Source organism: Streptomyces sp. NRRL S-646, from assembly GCF_000720765.1.
Lineage (GTDB): Bacteria > Actinomycetota > Actinomycetes > Streptomycetales > Streptomycetaceae > Streptomyces.
In genome coordinates, this window is record NZ_JODC01000020.1 from 109,945 (window position 1) to 136,345 (window position 26,401).

A 26,401-nucleotide genomic window follows, 5' to 3' on the forward strand; every position below is an offset into this window, starting at 1 on the left:
TCGCAACGAACGCACCTCCGGATGGGGTACGGATCAGCGCGCTCGAAACGCGGGTCCACGCCCCACCAAAGAAGTTTTGCGGCTCGACTGAAACAAGATCAGGGGTTTGCCGTAAAGACGTTTGAGATTCCACCAATCCACTCCGGCGACCGCTCCGAATCAGCGTTCGTCAGGCAAGTTGGGACTGAGGACGGACGGCATGACACCTATCTCCAGGAGCGGCTCGGGACGCAGGAGCATCGCGACCCTGATAGCCAGTGCGCTGGCCGCCGGCGGGCTCACGGCCGCCGGTGTGGCCACGCTGGTACCGGGGGCGGCCTCCGCCTCCAGCCACCGGGAGGCCCCGCTGATCTCGGGGCAGCCCCAGTACGACAACACGGACCTGTACGCGTTCGTCAGCCCGGACAAGCCGGACACCACGACGGTCATCGCGAACTTCATCCCGTTCGAGGAACCGGCGGGCGGCCCGAACTTCTACCAGTTCGGCGACGACGCCCAGTACGACATCCACATCGACAACAACGGTGACGCGCAGGACGATCTGCTGCTGCGCTACACGTTCAAGACGCAGACGAAGAACAAGAAGTCGTTCCTGTACAACACGGGCGTGGTCAGCAACCTGGCCGACCCGGACCTGAACATCACGCAGACGTACGACATCGAGGTCGTCAAGCTGAGGCACGGCAAGGCCGTGTACCGCTCGAAGCTCGCCGACGACGTTCCGGTGGCGCCGTCGGACGTGGGCAAGGCGTCGATGCCGGACTACAACAAGCTGCGCGAGCAGGCGATCTACAAGCTTCCCAACGGCGCGCAGACCTTCGCCGGGCAGGCGGACGACCCCTTCTTCGCCGACCTGCGCGTCTTCGACCTGCTGTACGGCGGGAACCTCTCCGAGGTCGGGCGGGACACCCTCAAGGGCTACAACGTCAACTCGATCGCCCTGCAGGTTCCGACGGACATGATCACCGAGTCGGAGAAGCAGCCGGTCGTCGGCATCTGGTCGACCGTGCAGCGCAGGAACGCGCGGGGCTACTACGAGCAGGTCTCACGTCTGGGCAACCCGCTCGTCAACGAGGTCGTCAACCCGATCAAGGACAAGGACAAGTTCAACGCGTCCTCGCCCGCGTACGACGGGCAGTTCCTGAAGAACGTGACCAACCCGGAGCTGCCGAAGCTCATCGAGTCGATCTACAAGATCAAGGCTCCGTCGGAGCCGCGCAACGACCTCGTCGACGTGTTCCTGAAGGGCGTCAAGGGCCTCAACCAGCCGCCGTACGTGCGTCCGGCGGAAGAGCTGCGCCTGAACACGTCCATCAAACCGACCGCCTATCCGAAGCGGCTGGGCGTCCTCGACGGTGACAACGCGGGCTTCCCGAACGGGCGCCGGCTCACCGACGATGTGATCGACGAGGCGCTCCAGGTCGTGGAGGGCGAACTGGTCGGCTCCAAGAACGACCTGGGCGACGCGGTCGACAAGAACGACAAGAGCTTCGGCAAGTACTTCCCGTACCTGGCCAACCCGACGTCCGGCTCGCGCGGTGCGACGGCCAAGGGCGTCAGCAGCGGCAGCGACGTCAAGAGCCAGCTCGGTGACGCCCTGCAGCCCGCGTCGGCCGGTGGCATGAACAACACCACGCTGATCGCGGCCTCGGCCGGTGGCGGAGCTGCCGGTATCGCTCTGATCGGCGCGGGCCTCATGTGGTGGCGCCGGATGCGGAGCCGGGTCTACTAGGCCGCCCCCGACGGCGGATCGGGCGGACTCTTCGGAGCGGCAGCCGCCCGATCCGCGGATCTCGCACCACCCACAGTCTGGCGCGGCCCGCACGTACTCATCCCCCACGGTGCGGGCCGCGCCGCTTCCAGCGGCAACTTTCTTGTCCTGCACGGCACTTGAGGAGAGGGCAATGACCCCGGGTACGAACGACAGCGAGGACCGCCCCGCGGAGGGTGGCGGGACCGGTAGTGAGTCGTCTGCGGGTTCGTCGGGGCTGGTCGCGCCCACGCGCCGGAGTCGCACATCTACACGCCCCGCGCCCCTTGAGGGAGTTGCCGGGCCGGAGTCGAAAGCAGCCGTCAGCACCCCCGAAGGCAAGTGCGTCGATTCCCCGGAGGATGTCTCCGCCGACGAGCGAGTCACCGCTGTGCGTCGCGTCGCTGCTGCTGGACGCCGGTGGCACATCGGTCAACTGACCGGGCTCGCCGCCCTGTTGGCCGTCGCGCTCACCGGTGGTTCCATCGCGTACGGCGCCATCCGGGACGGTGGGACCACGGCCGTTGCCGATGCGCCCAGCGCGTTGTCTCCGGCGTTGCTGAACAGCGGGAACATCGACGCGAGCATCCTCTCCCTGCAGGCCCATCTCAAGGCGCAGCCAAGGGACTTCGGCAGCTGGGCGAGTCTCGGGCTCGCCTATGTCGAGCAGGCCCGCACCAAGGGCGACCCCTCCCGTTACCCGCAGGCCGACAAGGCCCTCAAGCGCTCCCTCGCCGTGAAGCCCGGCAACGAGCAGGCCATCACCGGGCAGGCGGCCCTCGCCGCGGCCCGGCACGACTTCAAGGACGCCCTGAACTACGCCGACCAGGTGCTGAAGGAGAACCCCTACAGCCAGAACGCCCTCTCCTCCCGTATCGACGCCCTCGTCGAACTCGGCCGCTACGCCGACGCGTCGAAGGCGGCCGACACCGCGGACTCACGGCGCCCGGGCATCCCCGTCTTCACCCGGTACGCGTATGTGCACGAGCTGCGCGGGGACGTGAGGACGGCCCGCCGGATCCTGGAGCAGGCCCTCGGCACCGCCAGCACCAAGGGCGACATCTCCTACGTCGCCTTCCAGCTCGGCCAACTCGCCTGGAACCAGGGCGACTACAAGACCGCGGTCGGCCACTACGCCCGCGCCCTCGCCGCCGACGACAACTACCTGCCGGCGCTGGAGGGGCGGGCCCGCGCCGAGTACGCGAGCGGCGACAGGGCGACCGGGCTCAGGGACATGGAGCAGCTCGTCGCCCGCTACCCGCTGCCCCAACCCCTCGTGGAACTCGGCGAGATGTACGAGGCCCGCGGCGCCGAGGGCGACAGGGCGAAGGCCCGCGACCAGTACGCCCTGGTCGACGCCTGGATCGCCCTCGCACGCGCCAACGGCGTCAACGCCGACCTCGACACCGCCCTCGCGGCGGCCGACCACGGCGACAGGGCCGCGGCCCTGCGCGCCGCCCGCGCCGAGTGGGCCCGCCGCCACACCGTGCACACCGCGGACGCCCTGGCCTGGGCACTGCACGTCAACGGCAAGGACGCCCAGGCCCTCCCGTACGCCCGGCAGGCGACGGCCACCGGCTACCGCAACGCCTCGTTCCTCTACCACCGCGGCATGATCGAACGCGCCACCGGGCGTGCGTCGGACGCCCGCGGCTCCCTCAAGGCGGCGCTGGAACTCAACCCCGGCTTCTCGCCACTGGGCGCCCGCGAAGCCCGTAAGGCACTCGAAGACCTGGAGGCGGCGAAGTGAACCCCCGTCGATTGCTCGCCTCCACCGGGGCCGTCCTCACGGCGGCCTGCGCGCTCGCGCTGGTACCTTCCACCGGCGCGAGCGCGCACCCTCTCGGCAACTTCACCGTCAACCGCTACGACGGCCTGGTGGCGGCCCCCGGCAAGCTCCGCGTGGACCACGTCGAGGACCTCGCCGAAATCCCGGCCACCCAGGCCAAGCCCGACATCAAGCGGCTGGGCATGACCGAGTGGGCGAAGGAGCGGTGTGCGAAGGCGGCCGAGGGCAGCAAGGTCACCGTGGACGGACAGCCGACCGCCCTGACCGTCGGCAGCAGCAAGGCGCAACTGCGGCCGGGTCAGGCGGGGCTGAACACCCTCCGGGTGGAGTGCCGGCTGACCGCGCCGCTCCCCAAGGGCGACAGCGTGACCCTCGGCTTCCACAGCGAGGGCGCCACCTCCGGGCCCGGCTGGCGGGAGATCACCGCGCGCGGCGACCGTATGACGCTCACCGCGACGGACGTACCGAAGACCTCGGTGTCCCATGAACTCACCAGCTATCCCAAGGAGTTGCTCTCCTCCCCCGCCGACACCTCCACCGCCTCCCTGCGCGTACGCCCCGGCGGACCGGCCCTGGCCGAGGAGCGGCAGGGCGCCCCTGCGGCCTCCGTGCTGCCGCGCGGCGCCGACCGCTGGACGCAGGCCCTGAACAACCTGGTCGCCCGCCACGACCTCACCTTCGGCTTCGCCGCGCTCTCGCTGCTCATCGCGGTCGTCCTGGGTGCGATGCACGCGCTCGCCCCGGGCCACGGCAAGACCCTGATGGCCGCGACGGCAGCCGCCCGCGGTGGCCGCGCCCGCCTCAAGGACGTCATGCCTCTGGCCGCCTCGGTCACGGTCACCCACACCCTGGGCGTGGTCGCCCTCGGCCTCCTGGTCACAGCCGGCTCGGCGGCGGCCCCCTCGGTGATCACCTGGCTGGGCATCGCAAGCGGCGTCCTGGTGACCTGCGCGGGCGCCACGCTCGTACGCCGAGCCTGGCGCAACCGCAGCCCCGGACACGGACACACCCATGCCCCCGAGCACGCCCACGATCACGGGCATTCGCACGACCACGACCACCCGCACCCCCACGGCCCCGGCGGCCATACGCACCCGCACGAGACCACCGAGCCCGAGGAACGCGCTCTGGTCCTGGTCGCCGCCCATACCGAAACCGCCTCGACGGCAGCGGAGCCCCACATCCACACGCACTCCCCCGGCCACCCACACGAGCACGATCATGAGCACGACCACCCCCACGGCCACGATCACGACCACAGCCCCACCCACCACTCCGATCACACGCACCCCCACCCCCATCCCCACTCACACACCGTCGAGCACACCCACGGCGGCTTCACCCACACCCACTCCGTCGCCCCCACCCTGCGCGGCACGATCCTGCTGGGCTTCGCCGGTGGCCTCGTGCCGAGTCCCTCCGCGGTCGTCGTGCTCGTGGGCGCGGCGGCGCTCGGCCAGGCCTGGTTCGGGCTGCTGCTGGTCGTGGCGTACGGCGTCGGGCTGGCCCTCACCCTCACCGCGGCGGGGTTCGCCGTCGTCAAGCTGGGTACCGGGATGAACCGTGTGCTGGACAGACGCCCCCGCTGGACCACCCACCCGATGGCGGTCCTCGTCCGCAGGACCGCGCCCCTGGGCTCGGCGTTCCTCGTCGTGTCGCTCGGAATCGGACTGGTGCTCAAGGGGGCGGCATCCGCACTCGGCTGAGCTACGTTGGGGAAGAAAGCGCACGGAGTGGAGAAAACACGCGGATGCGAATGGGGGACGCCCGTGTCCGAAGAATCGGGCAGTGAACGTCTGATCGCGGGCCGCTACCGTCTCCTGTCCCCCCTCGGTGAGGGCGGCATGGGAACCGTGTGGCGCGCCCGGGACGAGGTGCTGCACCGCGAGGTCGCCGTCAAGGAGGTGCGTGCACCCGCCGGGCTGCCGGCCTCGGACGTGGAGCGGATGTACGCCCGGCTGGAGCGCGAGGCGTGGGCGGCCGCGCGGGTCGCCAACCGCAACGTCGTCACGGTGTACGACGTGGCGACGCAGGACGGCCGGCCGTGGATCGTCATGGAGCTGGTCCGCGGTATCTCTCTTGCCGAACTCCTGGACGCCGAGGGCCCGTTGGATCCGCAGCGCGCCGCACACATCGGCGCGGAGGTGCTCGCCGCGCTGCGGGCGGCGCACGAGGCCGGGGTGCTGCACCGGGATGTGAAGCCCGCCAATGTGCTGCTGTCGAACGACGACCGGGTGGTGCTCACCGATTTCGGTATCGCCCAGGTCGAGGGCAGCTCGGCGCTGACGATGACCGGGGAGGTGATCGGCTCGCCGGAGTTCCTGGCGCCGGAGCGGGCGCTGGGCCGCACGCCCGGTCCGGAGTCCGACCTGTGGTCGCTCGGCGTGCTGCTGTACGCGGCGGTCGAGGGCAACTCCCCGTTCCGCCAGGAGACCCCCCTCAGCACCCTGCGCGCGATCGTCGACGAGGAGCTGCCGCCGCCGCACCGGGCCGGTCCGCTGACCCCCGTCATCGAGGGGCTGCTGCGCAAGGACCCGGCCGAGCGGCTGTCGGCCGACCGGGCCGAGCAGGACCTGCGGATCATCTCAGCGGGCGGCACGCCCCACGCGTACGGAGCGCAGGCGTCGCCGTACGCACCGACGGTCGCGGCCTTCCCGCAGCCTCAGTCGCCGACGCCTCCGATGCCGTACCCGGTCGGGCGGACGCAGCCCGCGCCGAGCCCCTCGACGACGACGGCGGCCGCACCGCCGCCGGAGCGCAACCGTCGGGCCGGCGTCATCCTGCTCGTGGGGGTGGTCTTCCTCGCCCTGGCCATCGGAGGGCTGACGTACGCGCTGCTGAACCGCGACAACGGCGGGGGGAACAACAACGCCGACACCCCCCGTTCGGACACCGGGACTCCGTCGACCGCCACGCACAGCAACCCTGGCGGAGGCGCGAGCCCGACGCCGACTCCGAGCAGCAGCCCCTCCAAGACGCCCCCCCAGTCCGTGAACGTCACGCTGTCCGGCTCCCACACCGACTACTCCGGCACCTGTCCGCCCGCCCGGAGCGACGCGCCCGAATTCACGGCGACCTTCACGGTGGGGAAGCTGCCGGCGGAGGTCAGTTACCGCTGGCTGTCGAAGGACGGGCAGATCATGGATCCGGGGTGGAGGACCCTGTCCTTCCCGGAGGGCGGCGGAAAGACCAAGCAGGACAAGGCGTTCGTGACGACGTACAACAGCACCGGGACCTTCCGGAACTCGATCAGTGTCGAGGTGCGCTCGCCGAAGCAGACGACGTCCAACTCGGTTCCGTTCTCGGTGACCTGTGTGGCGGAGACCCCGACGGGCGGGGCCTCCTCCAGTACTTCGCCGTCACCCTCCGAGTGATCAGGCCGCGCTGGTCAGGACGGGCAGATAGCCGCCCGACTGGCCGGCCGCGGTGGGGTGGTACGACTCGCCGATGTTGAACCACTCGACGCTGTGCAGCCAGGAGCTGCCGGAGCAGATCTCGTGGCCGGTGAAGGTGGTGCGGACGTCGCCGTACGTGAAGCCGTGGTCGGCGGCGACCTTCGCGGTGGCGGTGTCCAGGTAGTCGGCCGCGTCGTTGATCGCCTTCCGCTTGGTCTCGGAGAGGCCGAGGCAGGTGGTGCCGATCTTGTAGAAGCGGGGGTAGCCGAGGACGACGACATGGGCGTTCGGGGCCTTGGCGGTGATCGCCGAGTAGACGTTGTTCAGCTGTCCGGGGAGCGTCGAGTCGACGTACGCCTTCGCGGTGTTGATCCGGGAGAGGCAGGCGCTGTCGGACTGGAGCACACACGTCGTCATGACGTCGGAGAAGCCGGCGTCGTTGCCGCCGATGGTGATGGAGACCAGGCCGGTGGCGGCGCTGAGCGGGCCCAGTTGTCCGGACAGAACATCACCCGTACGGGCGCCCGAGCAGGCGGTGAAGTCGAACGTCGAGGGTGAGTGGGCGGCGGCCCAGAGGTAGGGGTAGGCCTTCGTGCTGCGCTTGCAGTCGCCGCTGGCGCTGATGTAGCTGCCGGTGCCGACCCCGGAGGAATAGGAGTCGCCGAGGGCCACATAGCCGGAGGCTGCGGCCTGTCCGGACGCCTGCGCTGCCGTGGCCCCGGTGAGGGCCGTGCCGGCGGCGAGGAGGATCGAGCTCACGAAAACGGCAATTCGGGAACGTCTCATGGAACCTCCCTTTAGCAGGATCTCTGCCGTAACCGTCGTACCAATTACACGTGTCGATGGGAAGTGTCCATGTCAAGACTTTTCGGTCCCTGCCGGGTCGTCACCACCCCTTCACGACATGTTGATTACGTGCTCATGACAGACCTGTTGACGACCCCTCAACCCCTTGTTCCGCACCGGCAGATGTCCCGTTCTTGTTCCCCGGAGGGAGTCGACGCCTCCGGGGAACACGTGTTTAAGAGTGGATGAGAACAGGTGTGGGAGGGTTCCGTGTCTTGACGCCCCCTCTTGCGCTGCGCGACATTGAAGCCCGGCATCCGGCGCGCTGGGGGGCAAAGTCGCCAATGCAGACCATCCGTATCAAGAGACTCACCAATAGACCTTCGACAGACGGCAGATCGTCGACAGACGGCGCCGAGCGGGCGCGACCAGGACCGGGGAGGGACCTGTCGCCACTGCTCGCGGGCGCCGCGACGGCCGTGGGGGGATTCGGCGCGCTGCTGGCGCTGACCGACTCGGGCTCACCCCTGCGCGGGCCGCTCACCCTGTTTTTTCTGCTCGCCGCGCCCGCGACGGCCATCGGGGCCGCGCTGCGCGGGCTGGAGCCCTTCGGCCGCGCACTCGCCGCCGTCGCTGGCGCAATCGTGCTCAACATGCTGGTGGCACAGGGCATGTTGGCCGTTCACCGGTGGTCGGTGCGCGGCGGAATCATCGCAGTGACCGTGATCAGTTTCCTCCTTCTTCTGCGTTCTGTAACGGTCAAACCAACAAAAACGTGAGGCCTCGTTCCAGGTCTTGCCATACAGGTTCATTCGTCAATACCGTCGTATATCTCACCCGCATCGGTCCATCATCGAGCGGCCCAGGGGAGGGCTCAGGACCGCGATGGTTCCCGGCGTGGGGCGCGGTAGGGGGGTGCCGTGCTCGGTGACCGCACTTGTGACCGGGTCGTGCCGCGCGACCGGCTGCCGTTCAACGGCAGACGGCCAGCTTTGCCAGCTCGCCATCGGCGTGCACGGAGATCCATTTCGTCATGCCACAGGCGTGTAACCCCCCTTTCGAACCGGACACATAACCGGGCCGCCCAGGGGCGGGCGGTCCACCGGACGAGAGGGACCAGACTCATGAGTTCTGTTCTGCGGCCGGCGGCCACGGGCCAAGGCCCGTCACTTGCCGGCCGATACCGGCCGATCTCCTCTCACCTGGCCATCGCGCCACCGGTGAGTGTGGTGATTCCCGCCATGAACGAGGCGGAGAATCTCCCGTACGTGTTCAAGACACTTCCGGACTGGATACACGAAGTCGTTCTGGTGGACGGCAATTCCACGGACGACACCGTCGAAGTGGCCCGTGACCTGTGGCCGAACGTCAAGGTCGTCGAGCAGCAGGGCAAGGGCAAGGGGGATGCCCTGATCACGGGATTCGAGGCATGCACCGGCGACATCATCGTGATGGTCGACGCGGACGGCTCGGCCGACGGCAACGAGATCGTGTCGTACGTGTCCGCCCTGGTCTCCGGCGCGGACTTCGCCAAGGGGTCCCGCTTCGCCAACGGCGGCGGCACCGACGACATGACGTTCATCCGCAAGCTCGGCAACTGGGCGCTGTGCACCATCGTCAACCGCAAGTTCGGCGCCCGCTACACCGATCTGTGCTACGGCTACAACGCGTTCTGGCGGCACTGCCTGGACAAGATCTCCCTCGACTGCACCGGCTTCGAGATCGAGACCCTGATCAACATCAGAGTGGTCAAGGCTGGGCTCAAGGTGCAGGAGATCCCGAGCCACGAATACCTCCGCATCCACGGCGCGAGCAATCTGCGGGCCGTGCGGGACGGGTTCCGGGTGCTCAAGGTGATCCTCAAGGAGCGGTCCAACCGGCGTGAACTGCGCAGCCAGGAACGCCATTCGCCGATGCTCGACTCGGTGCGGGGAGAGGTGTCTTGAGCGATCTCGACATCTCCGTCGTGATCTGCGTCTACACCGAGGACCGCTGGGAGGACATCCTCGCGGCGGTCTCCTCGGTGCGGGCGCAGTCCCGTCCCGCGCTGGAGACCCTGCTGGTCGTCGACCACAACCCGGCTCTGCTGGACCGGCTCACCAAGGAGTACAAGGAGTTCGAGGAGACCGGCGAGGTCCGCGTGTTCGCCAACGCGGGCCCCCGCGGCCTGTCCGCCGGCCGCAACACCGGCATCGCGGCCGCGCGGGGCGAGGTGATCGCGTTCCTCGACGACGACGCCGTGGCCGAGCGGGAGTGGCTGCGGCGTTTCGCCGAGGGGTACGCGGATCCGCGGGTGATGGCCGTCGGCGGCCGCACAATGCCGATCTGGGCCTCGGGCCGCCGTCCGGCCTGGTTCCCGGAGGAGTTCGACTGGGTGGTGGGCTGCACGTACAAGGGGCTGCCGCCGGGCCTGGTCCGGGTGCGCAACGTCCTGGGCGGCAACGCCTCGTTCCGTCGTACGGCGTTCGACGCGGCGGGCGGCTTCGCCACCGGAATCGGGCGCGACGGAGACAAGCGCCCGCTGGGCTGCGAGGAGACGGAGCTGTGCATCCGCCTCACCCGCGCCAGACCCGACGCGGTCCTGCTGATCGACGACCGTGCGGTGATCCATCACCGGGTGCCCGAGGCGCGCGAGCACTTCGGGTACTTCCGCACGCGGGCGTACGCCGAGGGCCTGTCCAAGGCGCTGGTGGCCCGGAGTGTGGGCGCGGACAAGGGACTTGAGTCCGAGCGCCGGTACACCACCCGGGTGCTGCCGGCCGGTGTGGTGCGGGGTCTGCGCGACGCCGTGCTGGCCCGGCCGGGCGGTGGGGGACGGGCGGGCGCGATCGTCGCCGGGGTGCTGACGGCGGCGGGTGGGTACGTGGTGGGGAGCGTCCGGGCCCGCAGGGGCGGTGCCACGTTCTCCGTAGTCGAGATCGAGGGGGGATCTCAATGAGGGAAGCACCCGTACCGGTTCTCATGTACCACTCGGTCGCGACCGCGCCGAACGACGCCACGCGCGCGCTGTCGGTCGCGCCCGAGGCGTTCGCGGAGCAGATGGCGATGATCGGCGACCTGGGGCTCACCCCGGTCAACACGGCTGATCTGGCGGCGGGTTGGCGCTCGGGCCGCCCGCTGCCGCCGCGCCCGGTCCTGATCACCTTCGACGACGGCTACGAGGGCGTCCACCGGCACGCCCTGCCGGTGCTCGCCAAGCACGGCTTCGCATCCACACTGTTCGTCTCCACCGGCTGGATCAAGGGCGCGTACGACACCGGGGGCGGCCTCGACACGATGCTGGACTGGGAGCAGGTGCGCGAACTGGCCGCCGCGGACGTAGAGATCGGCGGTCACAGCCACACCCACCCGCAGCTCGACCAGCTCGACGACGACAGCCTGCGGCACGAGCTGATCCAGTGCAAGGAGATCGTCGCCGACGAACTGGGCACCGTCCCCGGCTCCTTCGCCTACCCGTACGGCTACTCCAGCCGCCGGGTGCGCGAGGCGGTCCGCGAGACGGGGTACGCCCAGGCGCTCGCCGTCGGCAACGGCCTCGCGCGCCGCCGGCAGGGGCCGTACGCCCTGCAGCGCCTGACCGTGCGCCGCAGCACGGGCATCGAGGAGTTCGAGCGGCTGGTCGAGGGCCGTTCGATCGCCCGCAACTTCGCCGGGGACCATGCCCTCACCAAGGGGTACGCCCTGGTCCGCAGAGCACGACAGGTCCGCCGGAAGGCCATCCGTTCCCGTGTCTGACACGACCACTACGACCGAGGCGAAGCAGCCCGCGACCGAGGCGCCCGAGCAGGCGGGGCGCCGTCTTCGGCTGCCCGGGATGGGCAGGTCCGACGGCGGCAGCCCGCTGTTCCGCAACGCCTACGCCCTGATGCTCAACACCGGCATCTCCGCGGTGCTGGGCCTGGGGTACTGGCTGATCGCCGCCCGCTACTACTCCGAGTCCGCGGTGGGCCAGGGTTCGGCCGCGATCGCCGCGATGAAGCTCCTGGCCGGACTGACAGCGGTGACGCTGACGGGCGCCCTGGCCCGCTTCATCCCGGTCGCCGGGCGCGCCACCGGACGCCTCATCTTCCGTACATACGCGGCGAGTTGTGTGGTCGTGTCGTTCGCGGCGGGGATGTTCCTGCTGACGCTGAGCAGCTGGGGGCCGTCGTACAGCTTCCTGCACGGGCCGATCAAGGGCCTCGGCTTCATCATGGCCGTGGCCTCCTGGAACCTGCTGACGCTGCAGGACGGGGTGCTGACCGGGCTGCGGAGTGCGCCGTGGGTGCCGGTCGGCAACACGGTGTTCTCGGCGGTGAAGCTGGCGCTGCTGGTCGGTCTCGCCGCCAGCATGCCGACGACCGGTGTCTTCGTCTCCTGGGTCCTGGCGATCGCGACCTCCGTGGTGCCGCTCGGCATCCTGGTGTTCCGGAAGCTGGTCCCCCGGCACATCGAGACCACCGCCGACCATGCGAAACCGCCGACGCTGAAGGAGATCGGCAGGTTCCTGGCGGGTGACTACACCGGCTCGCTGTTCTCGCTCGCCGTGGTCTATCTGATCCCGGTGATCATCGCCTCGCAGGTCAGCTCCGAGGACAACGCGTACTTCTACATCACCACGACGATCGGTGGCACGGTCAACCTGCTGGCCATCAACATGGGCGCCTCCCTGACCGTCGAGGGCTCCCACGACCCGGCCCGGCTGGCCGCCAACACCCGGGCGGCGCTCAAGCGGATGGCGCGGATCATGCTGCCGATCTGCGGGCTGCTGTTCATCGGCGCGCCCTGGATCCTCGGCGTCTTCGGCCAGGGCTACGCGGACGCGGCGACGCCGCTGCTGCGCTGGTTCGCGGTCGGCGCACTGCTCAGGGTCGTCATGGAGACGTACTTCGCGGTGCTGCGCGCGCAGAGCCGCACCGCCGGACTGGCCTGGCTGCAGGGCCTGCTGTGCGTCCTGGTGCTCGGTCTGACGCTGCTGCTGCTCCCTCGTATGGGGCTGACCGGCGCGGGCGTCGCCGAGATCTCCTCGCTCGCGGTGATCGTCGCCATCGCTGCACCCAAGCTGTACAGGACCGTCCGGGCCGCACCGGCCGACGCCGTCCCCGAGGATGCGGCGCCCGACGGGGACCTCGCCGACCTGGGGGCGCGCGAGGTCCCGGCCGCTGAGAAGCCCCGCAGGCGGGGGCCCGCCTGGGCGCTGGACACGGACACCCTCGCGCTCGGCATCCACGTCGACTTCGACCACCTGGAACGCCGTCCCGACGTGCGCCCCGGCCCGGGCACCCCGCCCACCGGCACGCCCGTGGTACCCGTCGACCACCGGCCGACCTGGGCGAAGAACCCCGAGGTCGGGCTGCCCGTCGAGGAGCGCGAGCCCGGCTCGGAGGCCTCCCTGGGACCGGCCGAGACGGAGGTGGACGCACCCTTCGAGACCGAGTTCGAGGCCGGCTTCGACGCAGGCTTCGACAAGGGCTTCGACAAGGGCCTCGGCGCGAGCGAGGGGGTCGTACGCGAGGCGGAGGTGTCGCTCGTAAGGGAAGAGGCGCCCGTACGAGGGCCCGAAGAACCGTCGCTCTCCTGGCGGGAGCGGCTGCAGCCCACCCGCTTCGGGGTCGTCCTCGGCTGTCTGCTGGTGGCCGCGCTGCTGCTGTACTGGGTGCCCGCGCTGCGCCTGGGCGAGGCCGACCTGGACCGAATGGGCGGGCTCGGCCTGATCTCGGTGCTGCCGCTGCCGACGCTGGTCGGGGCGGCGCTGCTGGTCGCGGTGTTCGCCTCGCTGCTGTGGCTGGGCCGGGAGCACAAGGCGCTGCTGCTGGTCACCCTGCTGGCGACGGTGGTGTCGCTGCATGCGCTGCCCGCGGTGATCGAGACCGAGCCGCGCTTCCCGACGGCCTGGCAGCACCTCGGGTTCCTCGACTACATCGACCGCACCGGGTCCGCCGTACCGGACCTGGACGCGCGCTGGAGCTGGCCGGGGTTCTTCGCGGTGGCCGCGTTCGTCGCGAAGGCCTGCGGAGTCACCGACCTCACCGAGCTCATCCGCTGGTGGCCGCTGACCATCCAGCTCCTCTATCTGGCACCGATGTTCCTGCTCGTGCGCTCCCTGCGGGCGAGCTGGCGCGCCAAGTGGACCGGCATCTGGATCTTCGTGCTCAGCAGCTGGGTGGGCCAGGACTACTTCTCCCCGCAGGGCTTCACCTACCTCCTCTATCTGGCGTTCGTGGCGATCCTGCTGGTCTGGTTCCGTGAGCCGCGGGTGATCTGGACGAGGAGGCGCCCGGGCGAGGCGGAGGTCGAGCCGGCGAACCGGCGCCAGAAGGCCGTCCTGCTCGGTGTGCTGATCGGCCTGTTCATGGCGAGCGTCCCGGCGCACCAGCTGACCCCGTTCGTGATGCTGGGCGTGCTCGCAGTGCTCGTCCTGATCGGCAGGTCCGAACTGCGCGGCCTGCCCATCCTGTTCGCCGTGGTGGTGGCGGTGTGGATCGGCTTCATGGCCGAGCCGTACTGGTCCGGGCACTTCGACGACCTGTTCGGCGGGGTCGGCGGCGTCGGCAGCAATGTCTCCACCTCGGTCTCCGGCCGTATCCAGGGCGGCGACTCGACCCACAAGCTCGTCCTGTACGCGCGTGTGCTGCTGGCCGGCGGCATCATGGCCTTCGCCTGCTGGGGCTGGTGGCGACGGCGCGACCACAAGTACCGCGAGCGGTCGCTGCTGGTGCTGACGTTCGTCCCGTTCCTGGGCTTCGGCATGCAGTCGTACGGCGGCGAGATGGCCCTGCGCGTCTTCATGTTCGCGGTGCCGGGCGCGGCCCTGCTGGCCGGCCTCGCCCTGTTCCCGCGCACCGGAGTCACCGCCGAGGAACGCGACAAGGACCGCGTGAGCCTCGCCCCGCTGGCCGCGCTGATGGCGGGCCTGGTCCTCATGGGCGGCTTCCTGGTGGCCCGTTGGGGCAACGAACCGTTCGAGCGGGTCCGGCCCGGCGAGGTCGCCGCGATGGACTACGTGTACGCCCACGACAAGCCGACCGTCCGCCTGCTGTGGCTGAGCAACGACACCGTCAACGACGTGACGCCGGCGATGCCGTGGGGCGCGAAGGACATGGAGCGGGTCAACTACGTGCCAACGCTGGCACCGGCGGATCCGGTGCTGGTGTCGGGGCTGGTCAAGGCGCTCAAGGACGCGGGCCCGAACTCGTATCTGATGGTCAACGCGAGCCAGACGACCTATCTCCGGATGGACGTGGGCTATTCGGACACCTGGGAGCCCCGGCTCACCCAGAACCTGGACCAGCGGCCCGAGCTGAAGAAGGTCTACGTCAACGACGACGCCACCGTCTACGCCCTCAGGAAGCAGCCCGCGGGCAAGGTGCCGAAGCCGGATCCCGGTCCGATCGGACCGCAGATCACCTGGACGCCGTGGTCGATCGTCGGCGCCCTGGCCGCTCTCGCGCTGATCGTGCTGCTGACGGCGCGTGAGGTGGTACGGGTCGCGGTGCGGCCGGGTGTGCGGCAGCTGCGGTGGCTGCAGAGCAGCTTCTGGTTCTCGCTGCCGCTGCTTGCGGTGCTGCTGGCCTCGCTGGTGCAGCGGTTCCTGACGATGAAGTGAGAACGCGTGTCGTGAAGTGGCTCAACCGGTAAGTGGCCCTACGGGCCTACCGGCCCAGCCACTTCACTTCGTACGCCTGCATCTCGAACCGCTTCCCGTCGACCTTCGCGCTGATCGACCGGTCGAGGGTGTTGACCACCAGCACGGTCTTGTCGGTGGCGAGGACGCGGACGTTGGGCACGTCGTCCTGGGCGACGGAGACGGTCGTGTACTTCGTGCCGGGCGGGAAGGCCCGGTGGAAGCGGGAGACCAGGTCGAACATGGGCAGCTTCCTGCCGCCGTCCGCGCTGTCGGTCGGCGTCCACATGCAGCCCGCGCAGTCGCTGCCCTTCTCGTCCTCCGGATTCCAGTAGAAGCCGGAGGATGCGCCCCCCTTGACCATGGCGATCATTCCGGCGGCCTGGACGGCGACGCGGCGGGTCTCGGACCAGCCCTTGCGGTCGTCGTTGCCGTCAGCGGGCTCGACGTAGTACTCGGCCCACCACAGCGGCAGGTTGCCGGTCTGCTTTCGGACCCACGTGCCGACGGCGGTGAACTTGTCGGTGGCCGCGAACTCGTTCGGCAGCATCTCGTCGTCGTTGGTGTAGCTGGAACCGTCCACGACGACGAAGTCGGCGCCCACCTTGTTCCTGTTCCAGTACTCGAAGGCGTCGAGGATGCGCTGGTCCATGGCGCCCCACGGGCCCTTGAACGTCTTCGAGGCCTCGTCCGCGCGCGGGTCGACACTGTCCATGACCAGGTACGGCCCGCCGACCATGATGTCCTTGTCGACCTTCTTCAGGGCCTTGTGGACCAGGTTGTAGAGCTTGGTGTAACCCTCGTAGTCCCAGCGGCCCTTGGCGTTGTTCCAGAAGCCCTTGAACTCGTTCCAGACGATGAAGTGGCGTACGTCCGGATAGCGCTTGGCGACGGTCGCGGCGAGCGCGGCGAAGTCCGCGTAGTGCTCGGGCTGTGGGGCCGTCTCCAGCGCGGACTGGCTCCAGTTCGTGTTGTCGACGCCGGCCTTGCCGCCCTTCATCCAGTCCGGGGAGCAGCACAGGGTGACGACCGGGGTGCCGCCGGACTTGCGGATGAAGTCGATACGGCGGTCCATCGCGTCGAAGTCGTAACGCCCCTTCACCGGCTCGGGGTTGTCCGCGCCCCAGCCCATGACCGCCTGGTCCTGCGGCATCCCCCCGGCGTCCGAGATCAGCCCCTCGACCCGCTCGGTGGCGGCACCGCTGCCCTCGTCGGCGCTGTGCTGGGTGTGTGTGAAGCCCCAGCCGACCTCGGGCCTGTCCTGGTCGGGCGGGGTCACCGGGGTGCCGTGCACCGTGTCGCCGTTGCGCGAGGTGCCCGCGGTGCTTGCGCCGCCCCCTGGCAGCGTGTTGATCAGGGTCACGATCAGAGCCAGTGCGGCCACGCCCACGCCGAGCAGCGCGGTGAGCCGCCACCGCCGAGCCCCCGAAGTCCACTCATGACGTCCCATCGAGGAAAACAGTAACCGGGTGAGTGCCGGACAGGGCAGATGTTGTGAATGCACAGCCTTGTAACAGGACGGAGGGGACACAAGGCACCCTCCGGACAGTGCCGACACACCCGGCGCACTACGGAAACCGGGTGCACGGGGCGGTCTCGTGCCGGATCATGGACGCCATGTCTGCGAACCCACACGACGCTCTGCCGATCCGGCTCAACGTCGACGACAGCGACTCGCCGTCCGACGTCGTCGACGCGCTGTTCCTCGGCCGCTTCGCGACGGGCGAGCAGCCGTACTCGCATGCGGCGAACATCGACCGCGTCCGGTCCGGGGCGACGCTGCTGCCGCCGGGCGCCCGTGTGCTGCGCATGGCCCGTGACGACGACCGCAGCGCGACGCTGGCGGAGGGCGACGGCTGGACCCTGCTGATCTCCCGCTGGAACCGCGGCGCCGACGTCACGGTGACGGCGACCAGCGCCGAGCTGGCGCAGAAGGTCCTCGACCAGGCAACGGACGGCGCGGCGGACGAGCCCGAACCCCAGCCGGAGAACGTGACGATGGGCTTCTGGTACGTCTCCCCCAGGCGCGGCCCGCACCGCACCACCCGGCAGATCTCCGCGGGCACGTGGGACGAGGTGCGGGAGAACTACACGGCGCCGGTGGCGGCCGCGATGGACAAGCTGATGAAGACGACACCGGAGGACATCGCGGGCCGTCTCCTGCTGCTGCACGGCCCGCCGGGCACGGGAAAGACCTCGGCCCTGCGCACGCTGGCGCGTTCCTGGCGGGACTGGTGCCAGGTGGACTGTGTGCTCGATCCCGAGCGCCTGTTCTCCGACGTCGGCTATCTGATGGACATCGCGATCGGCGAGGAGGACGGAGCGGGCAAGGGCCGCTGGCGGCTGCTGCTCCTGGAGGACTGCGACGAGCTGATCCGCGGCGAGGCCAAGCACACCGCGGGCCAGGCCCTGTCGCGGCTGCTGAACCTGACCGACGGCCTGCTCGGCCAGGGCCGCAATGTGCTGGTGGGCGTGACGACAAATGAGGACCTGGAGCGCCTGCATCCGGCTGTGGTCCGCCCGGGCCGCTGTCTCGCCCGCATCGAGGTCGGGTCGCTGACCCGCGCGGAGGCGGTGAGCTGGCTGGGCACGGAGGAGGGCGTGGGCCGCGAGGGCGCGACCCTGGCCGAGCTGTACGCGCTGCGCCGCGGCACCTCGCCGACAGCGCTGCCGGAACCGCGGGACGAGGCGGACGCCGGGCTGTATCTGTAGGCGACCGGTGTTTTGATGGACGTATGACCCTGTTCGTCGGGACGTCGGGGTGGCAGTACAAGGACTGGCGGGACGTGCTGTACCCGGCCGGGTGTCCGACGCGGCTGTGGCTGGAGGAGTACGCGGCCCGTTTCGCCACGGTGGAGATCAACAACGCGTTCTACCGGCTCCCCACGCGGCAGAACTTCGAGAACTGGCGGGACCGGGTGCCGCGGGATTTCGTGGTCACGGTGAAAGCGAGCCGGTATTTGACCCACATCAAGCGGCTGCGGGATCCGGAGGAGCCGGTCGACCGTCTGATGAGCCATGCGGCGGGCCTCGGCGACCGTCTGGGCCCCGTGCTCCTGCAACTGCCGCCGACGCTGAAGGCCGATGCGGGGCTGCTGGACGCGTGCCTGGCCTGCTTCCCCTCGTCGACCCGGGTCGCGGTCGAACCGCGTCACGACTCGTGGTGGACGAAGGAGGTACGGAAGGTCCTGGAGGCCCGGGGTGCGGCCCTGTGCTGGGCCGACGTCCAGGGCCGCCCCGTCACTCCGCTGTGGCGTACGACCGACTGGGGCTACGTGCGCTTCCACGAGGGCCGCGCCCGTCCGTGGCCGCACTACGGCCGTCGCTCCCTGGAGACCTGGGTGGACCGAATCGCGACCACCTGGTCCGACGCCCGGGACGTGTACGCGTACTTCAACAACGACCCCGGCGGGGCGGCGGTGGAGGACGCGGTGACCTTCGGGCGGACGGCCACCAGGGCGGAACTCACGGTGACCCGCACACCGGAACCGACCGCACAGCGCTGACCAGGGCCTGTCCGGCGAACCGGAACGTCTGCAGAGAACGGCGCCGGGCATCGCCCCAAAGGGGCGCGGGGCGTGTCGATATGCGGCTCCGCCGCGTGGGCGCGACCAGCCACGACGGACCCGCACCCGATCAACGGCCGATCGCAGCGCTCCCGCAAACTGCTTACCCCTCGTAAGCCGCCCGCAGGGCATCCCGCACGGCCGCCAGCGCGTCGGCCTCCGTGAGACCGAGCCGCCGGGCCCGCTCGACGTAAGCCTGAGCAGCCGACGCCAGCTCCCGCTCCGCCGCCGAGCCCGCGGCAGCGACGAACGTGCCGTTGCGCCCCCGCGTCTCGATCACCCCGTCGCTCTCCAGCGCCCGGTACGCCTTGGCGACCGTGTTCGCCGCGAGCCCGAGCGATTCGGCCAGCCCCCGCACGGTCGGCAGGCGGTACCCCACCGGCAGCACCCCCGACCGCGCCTGCTCGGAGATCTGCGCCCGCACCTGCTCGTACGGCGCGGCACTGTCGTCGATGTGGATCTTCAAGGTCACGCTGCCGATTGTCCCGCACGCGCCCGGAAATTAAGAGGCACCCGGGTGTGCCTTCCCCGTAGCGTGCGCCCAATGACAGTGACCGTGCGCGATCTCCGCTCCGACGACCGGGCCGACGTGGAGGGCTTCGCCCATGTCCGCCATCTGGCCCTCCCACACATCCTGTGGACCCCGGACGCCATCGTCCACCGCCTCGCCCACACCCACCCCGACGCCCGCTTCAGATCCCTGGTCGCGGAGGAGGACGGTGAGGTCGTCGGCACGGCCCAGGTGCAACTGGCGTACGACAGCCCGGAGCCGGGGCAGGGGATGCTCAACGTCTATGTGCACCCGGACCGGACCCGCCGCGGCGCCGGCGACCTCCTGGTCCGCGCGGCCGAGAAGCACCTGGCCGAGCACGGCGCGACAAAGCTGTTCGCCTGGGTCCTGGACGAGCCCGCCAACCGGGCCTTCGCGGAACGGCGCGGCTACCGCGCCAGCCGCTCCGCCCACTTCCTCCGCCTCGATCTGACCGGCACGCTCCCGCCGCTCCAGCCCCTGCCACCGGGCGTCGAGCTGCGCTCCGCGGCGGACTTCGCGGACGATCCGCGCCCGCTGTTCGAGCTGGACGCGGTGACGGTGTCGGACGAACCGAGCGACGTCGAGGCCGAGCTCACCGACTACGAGACCTGGATCGAGGAGACCTGGAAGGCCCCGCTGCTCGACCGGGAGCTGACCACGATCGCGCTCGTCGAGGGCCGCCCGGCCGCCTTCAGCCTGGCCTGGACGGACACCGCCACCGGCCGCTACGCCACCGCCATGACCGGCACCGCCCGCCCCCACCGCGGCCGCGGCCTGGCCAAGCTCGCCAAGAACGCCTCCCTGCACCGCGCCCGCGCCGCCGGATACACGGTGGCACTCACGGGCAACGACTCCGCAAACGAGCCCATGCTCGCGATCAACAAATGGTTCGGATACGAGATCTGCGCATCGGAGGTGCGGTATGTCCGCGAACTCGCCTGACCGACCGAGGCAGTTGGACGTCGTTCTGGTCAAGGCGGGCCGGACGAAGATCCGTTACGGGGCGGAGCTGCTCGGCGACGACGGTACGCGCGTCGTCGTCCGTGCGCCCTGGGCGGGCGACGGCGTCCGCGACTTCGGGTTCGTCCGCTTCGAGAAGGGCGACGTCTTCACGGAGTACTACTGGCGGGACCGCTGGTACGCGGTGAAGGAGGTCCGCGACTCCGACGGCACCCTGAAGGGCTGGTACTGCGACATCACCCGCCCGGCCACCCTCTCCGGCAGCGAACTGGTCGTCGAGGACCTCGACCTCGACCTGTGGCACTCCGCCGACGGCACGGACGTACTCCGACTGGACGAGGACGAGTTCGCCGAGAGCGGCTTGGTGGAGACGGACCCGGAGGCCGCGGCAGCCGCCGTCGCCGCCCTGGACGAGCTGGAGACGCTGGCCCACGAGGGCGGCTTCGGCGCACTGCTGGCCTGAGGGACTCACACCAGCGCCACCACCGCGTACCGCTCGTCCGCCACCTCCTTCCCCCACAGCAGGGCGTCCTGCGACAGCCGCTCCAGCCGCACCTCACCGGCGAGCGGCGCGAGGAGGCCGGTGAGCACCTCGGCGGGTATGCCGACCGGCGTGACCGTCCCCCACACACCCTCGACCAGCACGAGCCGGCCGCCGGGGCGCACCAGCTCCCGCCAGTGCCGCAGGACCCGGCCGGGGTCGGGCAGCGCCCACAGCAGATGCCGTACGACCACGGCGTCGAAGCGCTGCTCCCCCACCGGCGGTGTCACCGCGTCACCGACGAGGAACGCCGCGTCGCGTCCGGCCAGCTTGGCTCTCGCGAGGTCGACCATGGCCGGGGAGCTGTCCACTCCGGTCACATGGTGTCCCTGCTCGGATGCGAGGAGCGACAGACTGCCGGTGCCGCAGCCGAGGTCGAGGACCTCGCTCGCCCGCTCCGGCAGCCAGGAGCGGAGCCGCTCGGCCCAGGCGCGGCGCACCTGTGGGTCGCGCAGACCGTGATCCGGTTCGTCGTCGAAGGAGGCGGCCTCCGCGTCCCAGTCCACAGCCGCCCAGCTCAGCGCTTCATTGTCGTTCGTCATGCGCCCAAGAGTGACACCCGCCACTGACAGTCGATTCGTGACAGCCACCACAGACAGACCCCGACCGATGAGTCACTCTCCCCGAAAGGGTCTACCTCCGTGAGAACGCGGAACCCGGTAGAACCTGAAGGAGGCAGCCATGCGCCGCACCACTGTGCAGAAGCCCCTGAGGAAGACGGACTCCCGCAAGGTCCGCGAGGAGGCCGACGCGCGTCCCTCCGGGCGTCCGGAGGTCCGCAAGGACATCGCACGAACGTGGTGGCCGGACGGCTGAAGCAGTCGGCCCAGCCAGTCGGTGGGTCAAGTCAGTCCAGCCGTTTGCGGTAGTGGATGCGGTCGTAGGGGCCGTTCACCCGCCGCTCCACGACCTCATAGCCGAACTTCGGATAGATCTTCTGGTTCTCCCACATCATGGCGTTGGTGTGGAGCCTGACCTCGGGCAGCCCGAGCGCACGCGCGCGTGCGTCCACGAACTGCAGCAGCCGTCGCCCCACGCCCCTGCCGTGCGCGTCGGGATGGACGGCGATGTTGTCGAGGTACAGATGGTCCGCGTGCTCCTCGAGCACGACCAGGCCGATCACCGGGTCTCCCGTCACGAACACCCGGCCCGCGGCCACGTTCGCCGCATGGTCCGCCTCCATGGGCTGCGGCACCACCCCGATGCGCTCGATGTAGTGGTGGTAGGCGGCGTCGGTCACGGCCTTCACGGCCGGTACGTCGGCGACGACGGCCGCCCGGATCTCCTCGTCGGTCATGCCGCGCACGGTATTACCTGATCCCAGGCTGAGCACTCCCTTAACGGCACCATAAAAGCCCAAAGACGCCCCTGAACGGCGTTCCCGCAGTTCAGGGGCAGGCCTTGGGGGTCTCTTCCAGTCTTGGGGAGCCAAACGGGGAGCCATGGACGGGAAATCAGGGCTCTTCCGAGGAGCCATCCTCGGTCGTGCCGTCTTCCTCCCCGAAGATGTCATCCATGGCTTCCGCCCCTTCGGAGATGACAGGGCGCAGTTGCTTTCGGTAGACCCTCTCAGTTGTCCCACTGCCGTTGTGTCCAACGAGGCGCGAGATGACTTCGATCGGGATCCCGTGGGCCGACAGCACGGACACGAAGCTAGCCTCGATTGAACCAACACCAGGCAGTAACCCAATTCAGGAACCCCAACGCTGGAATGGTTCCATCGCGTCCGGGTTCGAATGCTTCACCATCGCCCTGAACTCGGAAACTAGCCTGCTCTGGACATCTGCTATTTTGTCAGCGAGGAGCGCCACATCGCCTACCGACATTTCTCGTACTTCGTCAAGCTTTCGATACCTGCTGCGCGTGCAGTAGTAAACAGGGGACCCGTCATCCTTTGCACCCCACGGCCGGGGGATAAGATCGTCCTCCGCGAAGGGGTCATACGGATACCACACGCCGTGTATCACGGCATTTCTGATTACTCGGTACCGGGAGAATTCATCCAGCAGCTCCAGAACCTTGACGTGGTGGTTCTCCGGCCAGCGCTGGAAGTACGGGTCTCTCTGATGCAGGATGGATTTACAAGTCTCAGAAAGCCACTCGCTACTCTGCCCCTGAAGAAGGACCCAAAAGAGCTCGTCGACGCCCGACACGGCACCGATAAGCTCACGCAGGAGTTCATCCGCACGTGCACTCTCTGAGGCTACGCGACCTATCACGCGATAAAGATCGCCGTCCTCTACGAATACCGATCCTTCAGGCACCTTGATATTTTCCTTCTCGTCGGACAGTTACTCCGATTTTTTACACGATTCTGCGACGTTCCGCATGGATTTAAACTGTCCATGTCCGGCCGGAAGTGTGCTGACCTGCCGCGCCACCCACTGGGGCCCAGCCCTCCTCTGGTCTGTGCGACAGTTGACATCCACGACTGACATCAACAGCGGTGGACGTGGACAGCTTTGAGCGACCTCTTGTGGCCGACGGCCCCGCAGGCCTCCACGGCTGACGCCGCCGTCGATCGAACTCCTAATGCGGTGCTCACGCGCGAGCGCCCTTCCGGGCCGTCCTGGGGCCGTGGAAGGGCGCTCGATGGTGACCAACGTCGACAACTGCCGACAGCTCGGCAGCAGGTCAGAACGTTGATCGATTGAGCGGCCGCAGGTCACGGCCGCCGGTGATCAGTTGTGGCTGTACAGCGCTTGGGGCACAGTCGCAGAGCCTGGGGGCGAGGTCAGTCGAACCACGTCGACAGCAGACCCGCGATAGTCGCGCACATGAGGCCGATGGAAGCCAGGACGGCGGGAGCTGTGACCTCTGGGGCTTGCTCAAGACCAACAAGCTCGATGCGCTCTCGGATGTGCAGAAGGTCGCCCATGGCGCTCTCGCTTGGTACCTCTCGTTCCAGCCTGCTCCTACGCTCTTCCTCCGAGAGTCCAGGATCTCCCATGATCTCTTCATACCTACGGAGCTTGCGCCTGAGGTGATCTCGTCGGCCGTCAATCCGCCGCCACAGCAGCCAGACGCCAAGTGCCGGCAGTACGCCGCTGGCTACAGTCAGGATGGTGATCGCCAGTTTCACCCCTGCACTATGCGGTTACCACGGGGCCCCATGGAAGCCTTGGTCCTCGGCGTCGGCGCAGCGGTGAGTGTCTAACTGCGTAACAACGCCGACGAACAGCGGCGGACGAGCACGGACGCCTGCGGACCATCGGTGCAGGTAAGAGTCACAGCCGCCCGAGGTCAGGCACCCGCCCAAGTGGCTTCGGGATGAAGAGGTCACTCAGTAGGGTGCGCCCCATGCCCAACGAAGCCCCGGCCTGTCCAGAGTGCTACCAGCCTATGCAGTCTGGCGGTCTGGTGCTTTCAGCGCGAGACGATGGCTCGCGAACCTGTCGATCGCTGTGGAGGTGTGCCGATAGGCATGTCTGGTGGAGCTGGGCAGACCGACCGGACGAACCGTTGGCGATCTGCCCGGTACCAGGGCTGTTCCGCTGACATTCAACAGTGACATCAACGAGCAACAACCGGCGGCCCACCCCGCATCACAGGCGCACCAGATCGCACAGGAAAGAAGAGCAGACGGCGGGCGGTCTGCGCACCACATCCTCGGCTTCGCAACGTCACGTCCCACTTTTGCGACGGCAACAGAGTTTGTGCGGGCCGCGCCACACGCTGTCAGGGCGCGCGGGAAGGTCCGCCGCTCGGGCTTATCGGCCGTCACCGGTCCCAGGTGTCGTCCACCTGCTCGCCTTCCGCCTGGGACGGCTCAGTCCTGGGGACATCTGGGTGCATGGCCGCACGTTCGGCAGGATCGTCCCGCTCGCCCTCAGCCTGGGAGGGCGTGTGAGAGTACAGCCACGGTTCGTAGTCCGAGTCCGAGGCGCCGGTTTTCATGGCAGGCCTCCTTGGTCGCTTGCCTTCCATGCTCCTCCTCGGACCGCAGCGGAGCTAGGGCGGTAGCCGGCTCTGGACGAGACGTGGACGAGAAGTCGGCGTTTTGAACGCTAGATGCACATCCTTGCTGGTCGGATGGGGCGCGAGCGAGTGATCTTGGGGGGACTGTAAAGCTTCCAGGCCTAACGCATGTCGAACTTTTGTCGGATTGCGCAGTTTGGATCAGTTCGGGGCTTGTCACGTCACTGTGCATGTTCGGCAACAGGGGGTCACGAACCCCGTTCGGCTAGCTACAACCTAGCCATGACACCAGGAACAGAGCGGGTGTTGGTGGTCTCAAGCGTGACCGCCAACCTCCTTTCGGTGGGCGGGTTTTTCGCCAGTGCCGCGTACAAACTCCCGGCCCCCGTCTTGCCGGTCGCGGTATTGATCTTTGGTGGCACGGGGCTCTACCTACTGCGCCGATTCCTGTCATCTGCCGTGGCGGCAAGGCGGGCCGTGCTGGCTGCAACGTTGGTGATCACGCTGATCGTCGCGTACTGGGCTTCCAACCATGTATGGCCTGACAGCTTCCCTCTTGGCAAGCAGTCCGACAAGACCGGGGCAACGAAGGAGACGCGCGGGCCCACGACAAGTGCCGAGTCGGGGAACCTAGCCCGCGGCCTGAAGGTGTCTGAACCCAAGAGTCACGGGCGGATTGGTACCTGCACACCTGTCGTCGGTAGCGGACGGATCCCGGAGGGATATCAGATCTGGGTTGCCAATCTCAACGATCAGGGAGGCAAGCCTGACACATTCGGACTCTTCAACCTTCGCCGTGCGACTCAGGAGGGTGTCAGCGAGTGGACCGTGAGTCCCTTCGGTGTTGGGGCGGACTCGGATGTGGGCAAGAACTTCTGGATCTTTGTGTACCTACTGCCTGAGAGCGCGGGCAGCATGATCGGAAACCTTAGGTTGCCAGACAAGGACCCCGGATGGCGTCCGAGCCTGAACGCGCCGATCTCAGGTGTAGATCCGATCGACAAGATTCCGGTTCAGAGGACCGCTGACCATACCTGTGGCTCTTCGTGAGCTCTGTGGTTCCCTCGGTGCTTTATGCCAGGTGAGCGGCCCTTGATAGGTAGTTCGTCATTGAACCTCTTTCATCCTGGGGTCTGAGGAGTGAAACAGGCTGGTCAGGTGGGGTGACATGGCGAAGCCCCTCGTCGTTCGTGTGGTGATCTCACTCAACACGCCGACGGCCGGGGGGCTTCGTTGGTTCCGTATCCTTCCACGCTCGACGTCCCACACGAGCTGGTCGAGCATGTCTCCTGGCTCATCTACACCCGAAGGCGTGAACTTCGCTCGCCGTGGCGGAAGTTGAGCTACTTCAAGCAAGCCCTTCTGACACTGGCCCATCTGCGGAAGAACGAGACGTTCGCACAGGTCGGCGCCGGGTTCGGGGTGTCGGAGGCGACGGCATGGTGCTACGTCGACGAGACGCTCGAGGTCCTGGCCGCCTGGGCGCCGGGCCTGCACGAGGCCCTGGTGGGCCTGGGCGAGGGGGACTTCGTCATCGTCGACGGGACGCTCATCCCGACCG

The 26,401-nt window shown here is 68.7% G+C and carries 23 protein-coding genes and 1 pseudogene; 16 read left to right on the forward strand and 8 right to left on the reverse strand.

The features are described from left to right. The first annotated feature begins 199 nt into the window (after positions 1–199). The 4 genes from IH68_RS0140615 to IH68_RS0140630 all read left to right on the forward strand — a co-directional run bounded on the left by IH68_RS0140615 (position 200) and on the right by IH68_RS0140630 (position 6,913). Entirely contained in the window at positions 200–1,732 is a 1,533-nt protein-coding gene (locus IH68_RS0140615; protein ID WP_030946285.1) for a DUF4331 domain-containing protein, read from the forward strand. Between the two features lie 172 nt (positions 1,733–1,904). Then, positions 1,905–3,500, forward strand: coding sequence for a tetratricopeptide repeat protein (locus IH68_RS50690; protein ID WP_078912837.1), 1,596 nt, complete (start codon positions 1,905–1,907; stop codon positions 3,498–3,500). Further along, positions 3,497–5,245: a sulfite exporter TauE/SafE family protein gene (locus IH68_RS0140625; protein ID WP_030946289.1), complete on the forward strand. Its 1,749-nt coding sequence runs from the start codon at positions 3,497–3,499 to the stop codon at positions 5,243–5,245. Before IH68_RS50690 ends, IH68_RS0140625 begins: the two co-directional genes overlap by 4 nt. A 63-nt stretch (positions 5,246–5,308) precedes the next feature. Next, a complete protein-coding gene (locus tag IH68_RS0140630; RefSeq protein WP_030946291.1) occupies positions 5,309–6,913 on the forward strand; it encodes a serine/threonine-protein kinase in 1,605 nt (534 codons plus the stop codon). Here the strand turns inward: IH68_RS0140630 and IH68_RS0140635 are convergent, their stop codons facing one another. Further along, positions 6,914–7,720 carry an SGNH/GDSL hydrolase family protein gene (locus IH68_RS0140635; RefSeq protein ID WP_030946293.1) on the reverse strand — a complete coding sequence of 269 codons (807 nt, stop codon included), beginning with the start codon at positions 7,718–7,720 and terminating at the stop codon, positions 6,914–6,916. It abuts the gene before it with no gap. Between the two features lie 344 nt (positions 7,721–8,064). Between IH68_RS0140635 and IH68_RS0140640 the strand changes: the two genes are divergently transcribed. From IH68_RS0140640 to IH68_RS0140660, 5 genes are all read left to right on the forward strand, one after another. Then, complete coding sequence (locus IH68_RS0140640) at positions 8,065–8,499, forward strand: hypothetical protein (protein ID WP_234341756.1); 435 nt, start codon at positions 8,065–8,067, stop codon at positions 8,497–8,499. Between the two features lie 345 nt (positions 8,500–8,844). Beyond that, entirely contained in the window at positions 8,845–9,666 is an 822-nt protein-coding gene (locus IH68_RS0140645) for a glycosyltransferase family 2 protein (protein ID WP_030946299.1), read from the forward strand. Further along, a complete protein-coding gene (locus IH68_RS0140650; protein ID WP_030946302.1) occupies positions 9,663–10,658 on the forward strand; it encodes a glycosyltransferase family 2 protein in 996 nt (331 codons plus the stop codon). Before IH68_RS0140645 ends, IH68_RS0140650 begins: the two co-directional genes overlap by 4 nt. Next, a complete protein-coding gene (locus IH68_RS0140655) occupies positions 10,655–11,455 on the forward strand; it encodes a polysaccharide deacetylase family protein (RefSeq protein ID WP_030946305.1) in 801 nt (266 codons plus the stop codon). The genes IH68_RS0140650 and IH68_RS0140655 overlap by 4 nt, the downstream gene beginning before the upstream one ends. Continuing rightward, complete coding sequence (locus IH68_RS0140660) at positions 11,448–15,305, forward strand: lipopolysaccharide biosynthesis protein (protein WP_030946306.1); 3,858 nt, start codon at positions 11,448–11,450, stop codon at positions 15,303–15,305. The genes IH68_RS0140655 and IH68_RS0140660 overlap by 8 nt, the downstream gene beginning before the upstream one ends. A 46-nt stretch (positions 15,306–15,351) precedes the next feature. Here the strand turns inward: IH68_RS0140660 and IH68_RS0140665 are convergent, their stop codons facing one another. Next, positions 15,352–16,773 carry a GH39 family glycosyl hydrolase gene (locus tag IH68_RS0140665; RefSeq protein ID WP_030946307.1) on the reverse strand — a complete coding sequence of 474 codons (1,422 nt, stop codon included), beginning with the start codon at positions 16,771–16,773 and terminating at the stop codon, positions 15,352–15,354. 167 nt (positions 16,774–16,940) lie between these two features. On the opposite strand from IH68_RS0140665, the gene IH68_RS0140670 reads away from it, so the two are divergent. Further along, positions 16,941–18,035, forward strand: coding sequence for a DUF5925 domain-containing protein (locus IH68_RS0140670; RefSeq protein WP_030946308.1), 1,095 nt, complete (start codon positions 16,941–16,943; stop codon positions 18,033–18,035). 23 nt (positions 18,036–18,058) lie between these two features. Continuing rightward, a complete protein-coding gene (locus IH68_RS0140675; RefSeq protein WP_030946309.1) occupies positions 18,059–18,829 on the forward strand; it encodes a DUF72 domain-containing protein in 771 nt (256 codons plus the stop codon). Between the two features lie 163 nt (positions 18,830–18,992). Here the strand turns inward: IH68_RS0140675 and IH68_RS0140680 are convergent, their stop codons facing one another. Continuing rightward, on the reverse strand, positions 18,993–19,361 hold the full coding sequence (locus IH68_RS0140680) for a GntR family transcriptional regulator (RefSeq protein ID WP_030946310.1): 369 nt from the start codon (positions 19,359–19,361) through the stop codon (positions 18,993–18,995). Between the two features lie 72 nt (positions 19,362–19,433). Here IH68_RS0140680 and IH68_RS0140685 point away from each other — a divergent pair, with 72 nt between their 5' ends. Together IH68_RS0140685 and IH68_RS0140690 are read left to right on the forward strand one after the other, a co-directional pair. After that, the gene (locus IH68_RS0140685) at positions 19,434–20,363 is read left to right on the forward strand and encodes a GNAT family N-acetyltransferase (protein ID WP_030946311.1); all 930 of its coding nucleotides are present in this window, start codon (positions 19,434–19,436) and stop codon (positions 20,361–20,363) included. Next, positions 20,344–20,844 carry a DUF402 domain-containing protein gene (locus tag IH68_RS0140690; RefSeq protein ID WP_030946312.1) on the forward strand — a complete coding sequence of 167 codons (501 nt, stop codon included), beginning with the start codon at positions 20,344–20,346 and terminating at the stop codon, positions 20,842–20,844. Before IH68_RS0140685 ends, IH68_RS0140690 begins: the two co-directional genes overlap by 20 nt. Positions 20,845–20,849: 5 nt before the next feature. Here IH68_RS0140690 and IH68_RS0140695 read toward each other — a convergent pair whose 3' ends face one another. Then, positions 20,850–21,464 carry a class I SAM-dependent methyltransferase gene (locus IH68_RS0140695; protein ID WP_030946315.1) on the reverse strand — a complete coding sequence of 205 codons (615 nt, stop codon included), beginning with the start codon at positions 21,462–21,464 and terminating at the stop codon, positions 20,850–20,852. Positions 21,465–21,603: 139 nt separating this feature from the next. On the opposite strand from IH68_RS0140695, the gene IH68_RS59265 reads away from it, so the two are divergent. Beyond that, the gene (locus IH68_RS59265) at positions 21,604–21,738 is read left to right on the forward strand and encodes a hypothetical protein (protein WP_107057611.1); all 135 of its coding nucleotides are present in this window, start codon (positions 21,604–21,606) and stop codon (positions 21,736–21,738) included. Positions 21,739–21,769: 31 nt separating this feature from the next. Here the strand turns inward: IH68_RS59265 and IH68_RS0140705 are convergent, their stop codons facing one another. From IH68_RS0140705 to IH68_RS56715, 4 genes are all read right to left on the reverse strand, one after another. Then, a complete protein-coding gene (locus tag IH68_RS0140705) occupies positions 21,770–22,219 on the reverse strand; it encodes a GNAT family N-acetyltransferase (RefSeq protein WP_030946318.1) in 450 nt (149 codons plus the stop codon). Between the two features lie 157 nt (positions 22,220–22,376). Then, positions 22,377–22,571 carry a hypothetical protein gene (locus tag IH68_RS50695; RefSeq protein WP_037886077.1) on the reverse strand — a complete coding sequence of 65 codons (195 nt, stop codon included), beginning with the start codon at positions 22,569–22,571 and terminating at the stop codon, positions 22,377–22,379. A 42-nt stretch (positions 22,572–22,613) separates the two neighbouring features. Further along, positions 22,614–23,186 (reverse strand): hypothetical protein, encoded by a 573-nt coding sequence (locus IH68_RS0140715; protein ID WP_159403810.1) that lies wholly within the window; start codon positions 23,184–23,186, stop codon positions 22,614–22,616. A 470-nt stretch (positions 23,187–23,656) separates the two neighbouring features. Beyond that, positions 23,657–24,004, reverse strand: coding sequence for a hypothetical protein (locus IH68_RS56715; protein ID WP_159403811.1), 348 nt, complete (start codon positions 24,002–24,004; stop codon positions 23,657–23,659). Positions 24,005–25,161: 1,157 nt separating this feature from the next. Between IH68_RS56715 and IH68_RS56720 the strand changes: the two genes are divergently transcribed. After that, on the forward strand, positions 25,162–25,890 hold the full coding sequence (locus IH68_RS56720; protein WP_159403812.1) for a hypothetical protein: 729 nt from the start codon (positions 25,162–25,164) through the stop codon (positions 25,888–25,890). A gap of 142 nt (positions 25,891–26,032) precedes the next feature. Continuing rightward, a pseudogene (locus IH68_RS54235) lies at positions 26,033–26,401 on the forward strand (transposase family protein); the annotation flags it as partial.

What these genes read in the sequence shown, in the direction of transcription:
- IH68_RS0140685 (WP_030946311.1), top strand. Translation starts at nt 19,434, where the DNA reads ATGACAGTGACCGTGCGCGATCTCCGCTCCGACGACCGGGCCGACGTG.
- IH68_RS0140675 (WP_030946309.1), top strand. Translation starts at nt 18,059, where the DNA reads ATGACCCTGTTCGTCGGGACGTCGGGGTGGCAGTACAAGGACTGGCGG.
- IH68_RS0140655 (WP_030946305.1), top strand. Translation starts at nt 10,655, where the DNA reads ATGAGGGAAGCACCCGTACCGGTTCTCATGTACCACTCGGTCGCGACC.
- IH68_RS59265 (WP_107057611.1), top strand. Translation starts at nt 21,604, where the DNA reads ATGCGCCGCACCACTGTGCAGAAGCCCCTGAGGAAGACGGACTCCCGC.
- IH68_RS0140695 (WP_030946315.1), bottom strand. Translation starts at nt 21,464, where the DNA reads ATGACGAACGACAATGAAGCGCTGAGCTGGGCGGCTGTGGACTGGGAC.
- IH68_RS0140705 (WP_030946318.1), bottom strand. Translation starts at nt 22,219, where the DNA reads ATGACCGACGAGGAGATCCGGGCGGCCGTCGTCGCCGACGTACCGGCC.
- IH68_RS0140690 (WP_030946312.1), top strand. Translation starts at nt 20,344, where the DNA reads ATGTCCGCGAACTCGCCTGACCGACCGAGGCAGTTGGACGTCGTTCTG.
- IH68_RS50690 (WP_078912837.1), top strand. Translation starts at nt 1,905, where the DNA reads ATGACCCCGGGTACGAACGACAGCGAGGACCGCCCCGCGGAGGGTGGC.
- IH68_RS0140635 (WP_030946293.1), bottom strand. Translation starts at nt 7,720, where the DNA reads ATGAGACGTTCCCGAATTGCCGTTTTCGTGAGCTCGATCCTCCTCGCC.
- IH68_RS0140665 (WP_030946307.1), bottom strand. Translation starts at nt 16,773, where the DNA reads ATGGGACGTCATGAGTGGACTTCGGGGGCTCGGCGGTGGCGGCTCACC.
- IH68_RS0140640 (WP_234341756.1), top strand. Translation starts at nt 8,065, where the DNA reads ATGCAGACCATCCGTATCAAGAGACTCACCAATAGACCTTCGACAGAC.
- IH68_RS0140615 (WP_030946285.1), top strand. Translation starts at nt 200, where the DNA reads ATGACACCTATCTCCAGGAGCGGCTCGGGACGCAGGAGCATCGCGACC.
- IH68_RS0140645 (WP_030946299.1), top strand. Translation starts at nt 8,845, where the DNA reads ATGAGTTCTGTTCTGCGGCCGGCGGCCACGGGCCAAGGCCCGTCACTT.
- IH68_RS0140670 (WP_030946308.1), top strand. Translation starts at nt 16,941, where the DNA reads ATGTCTGCGAACCCACACGACGCTCTGCCGATCCGGCTCAACGTCGAC.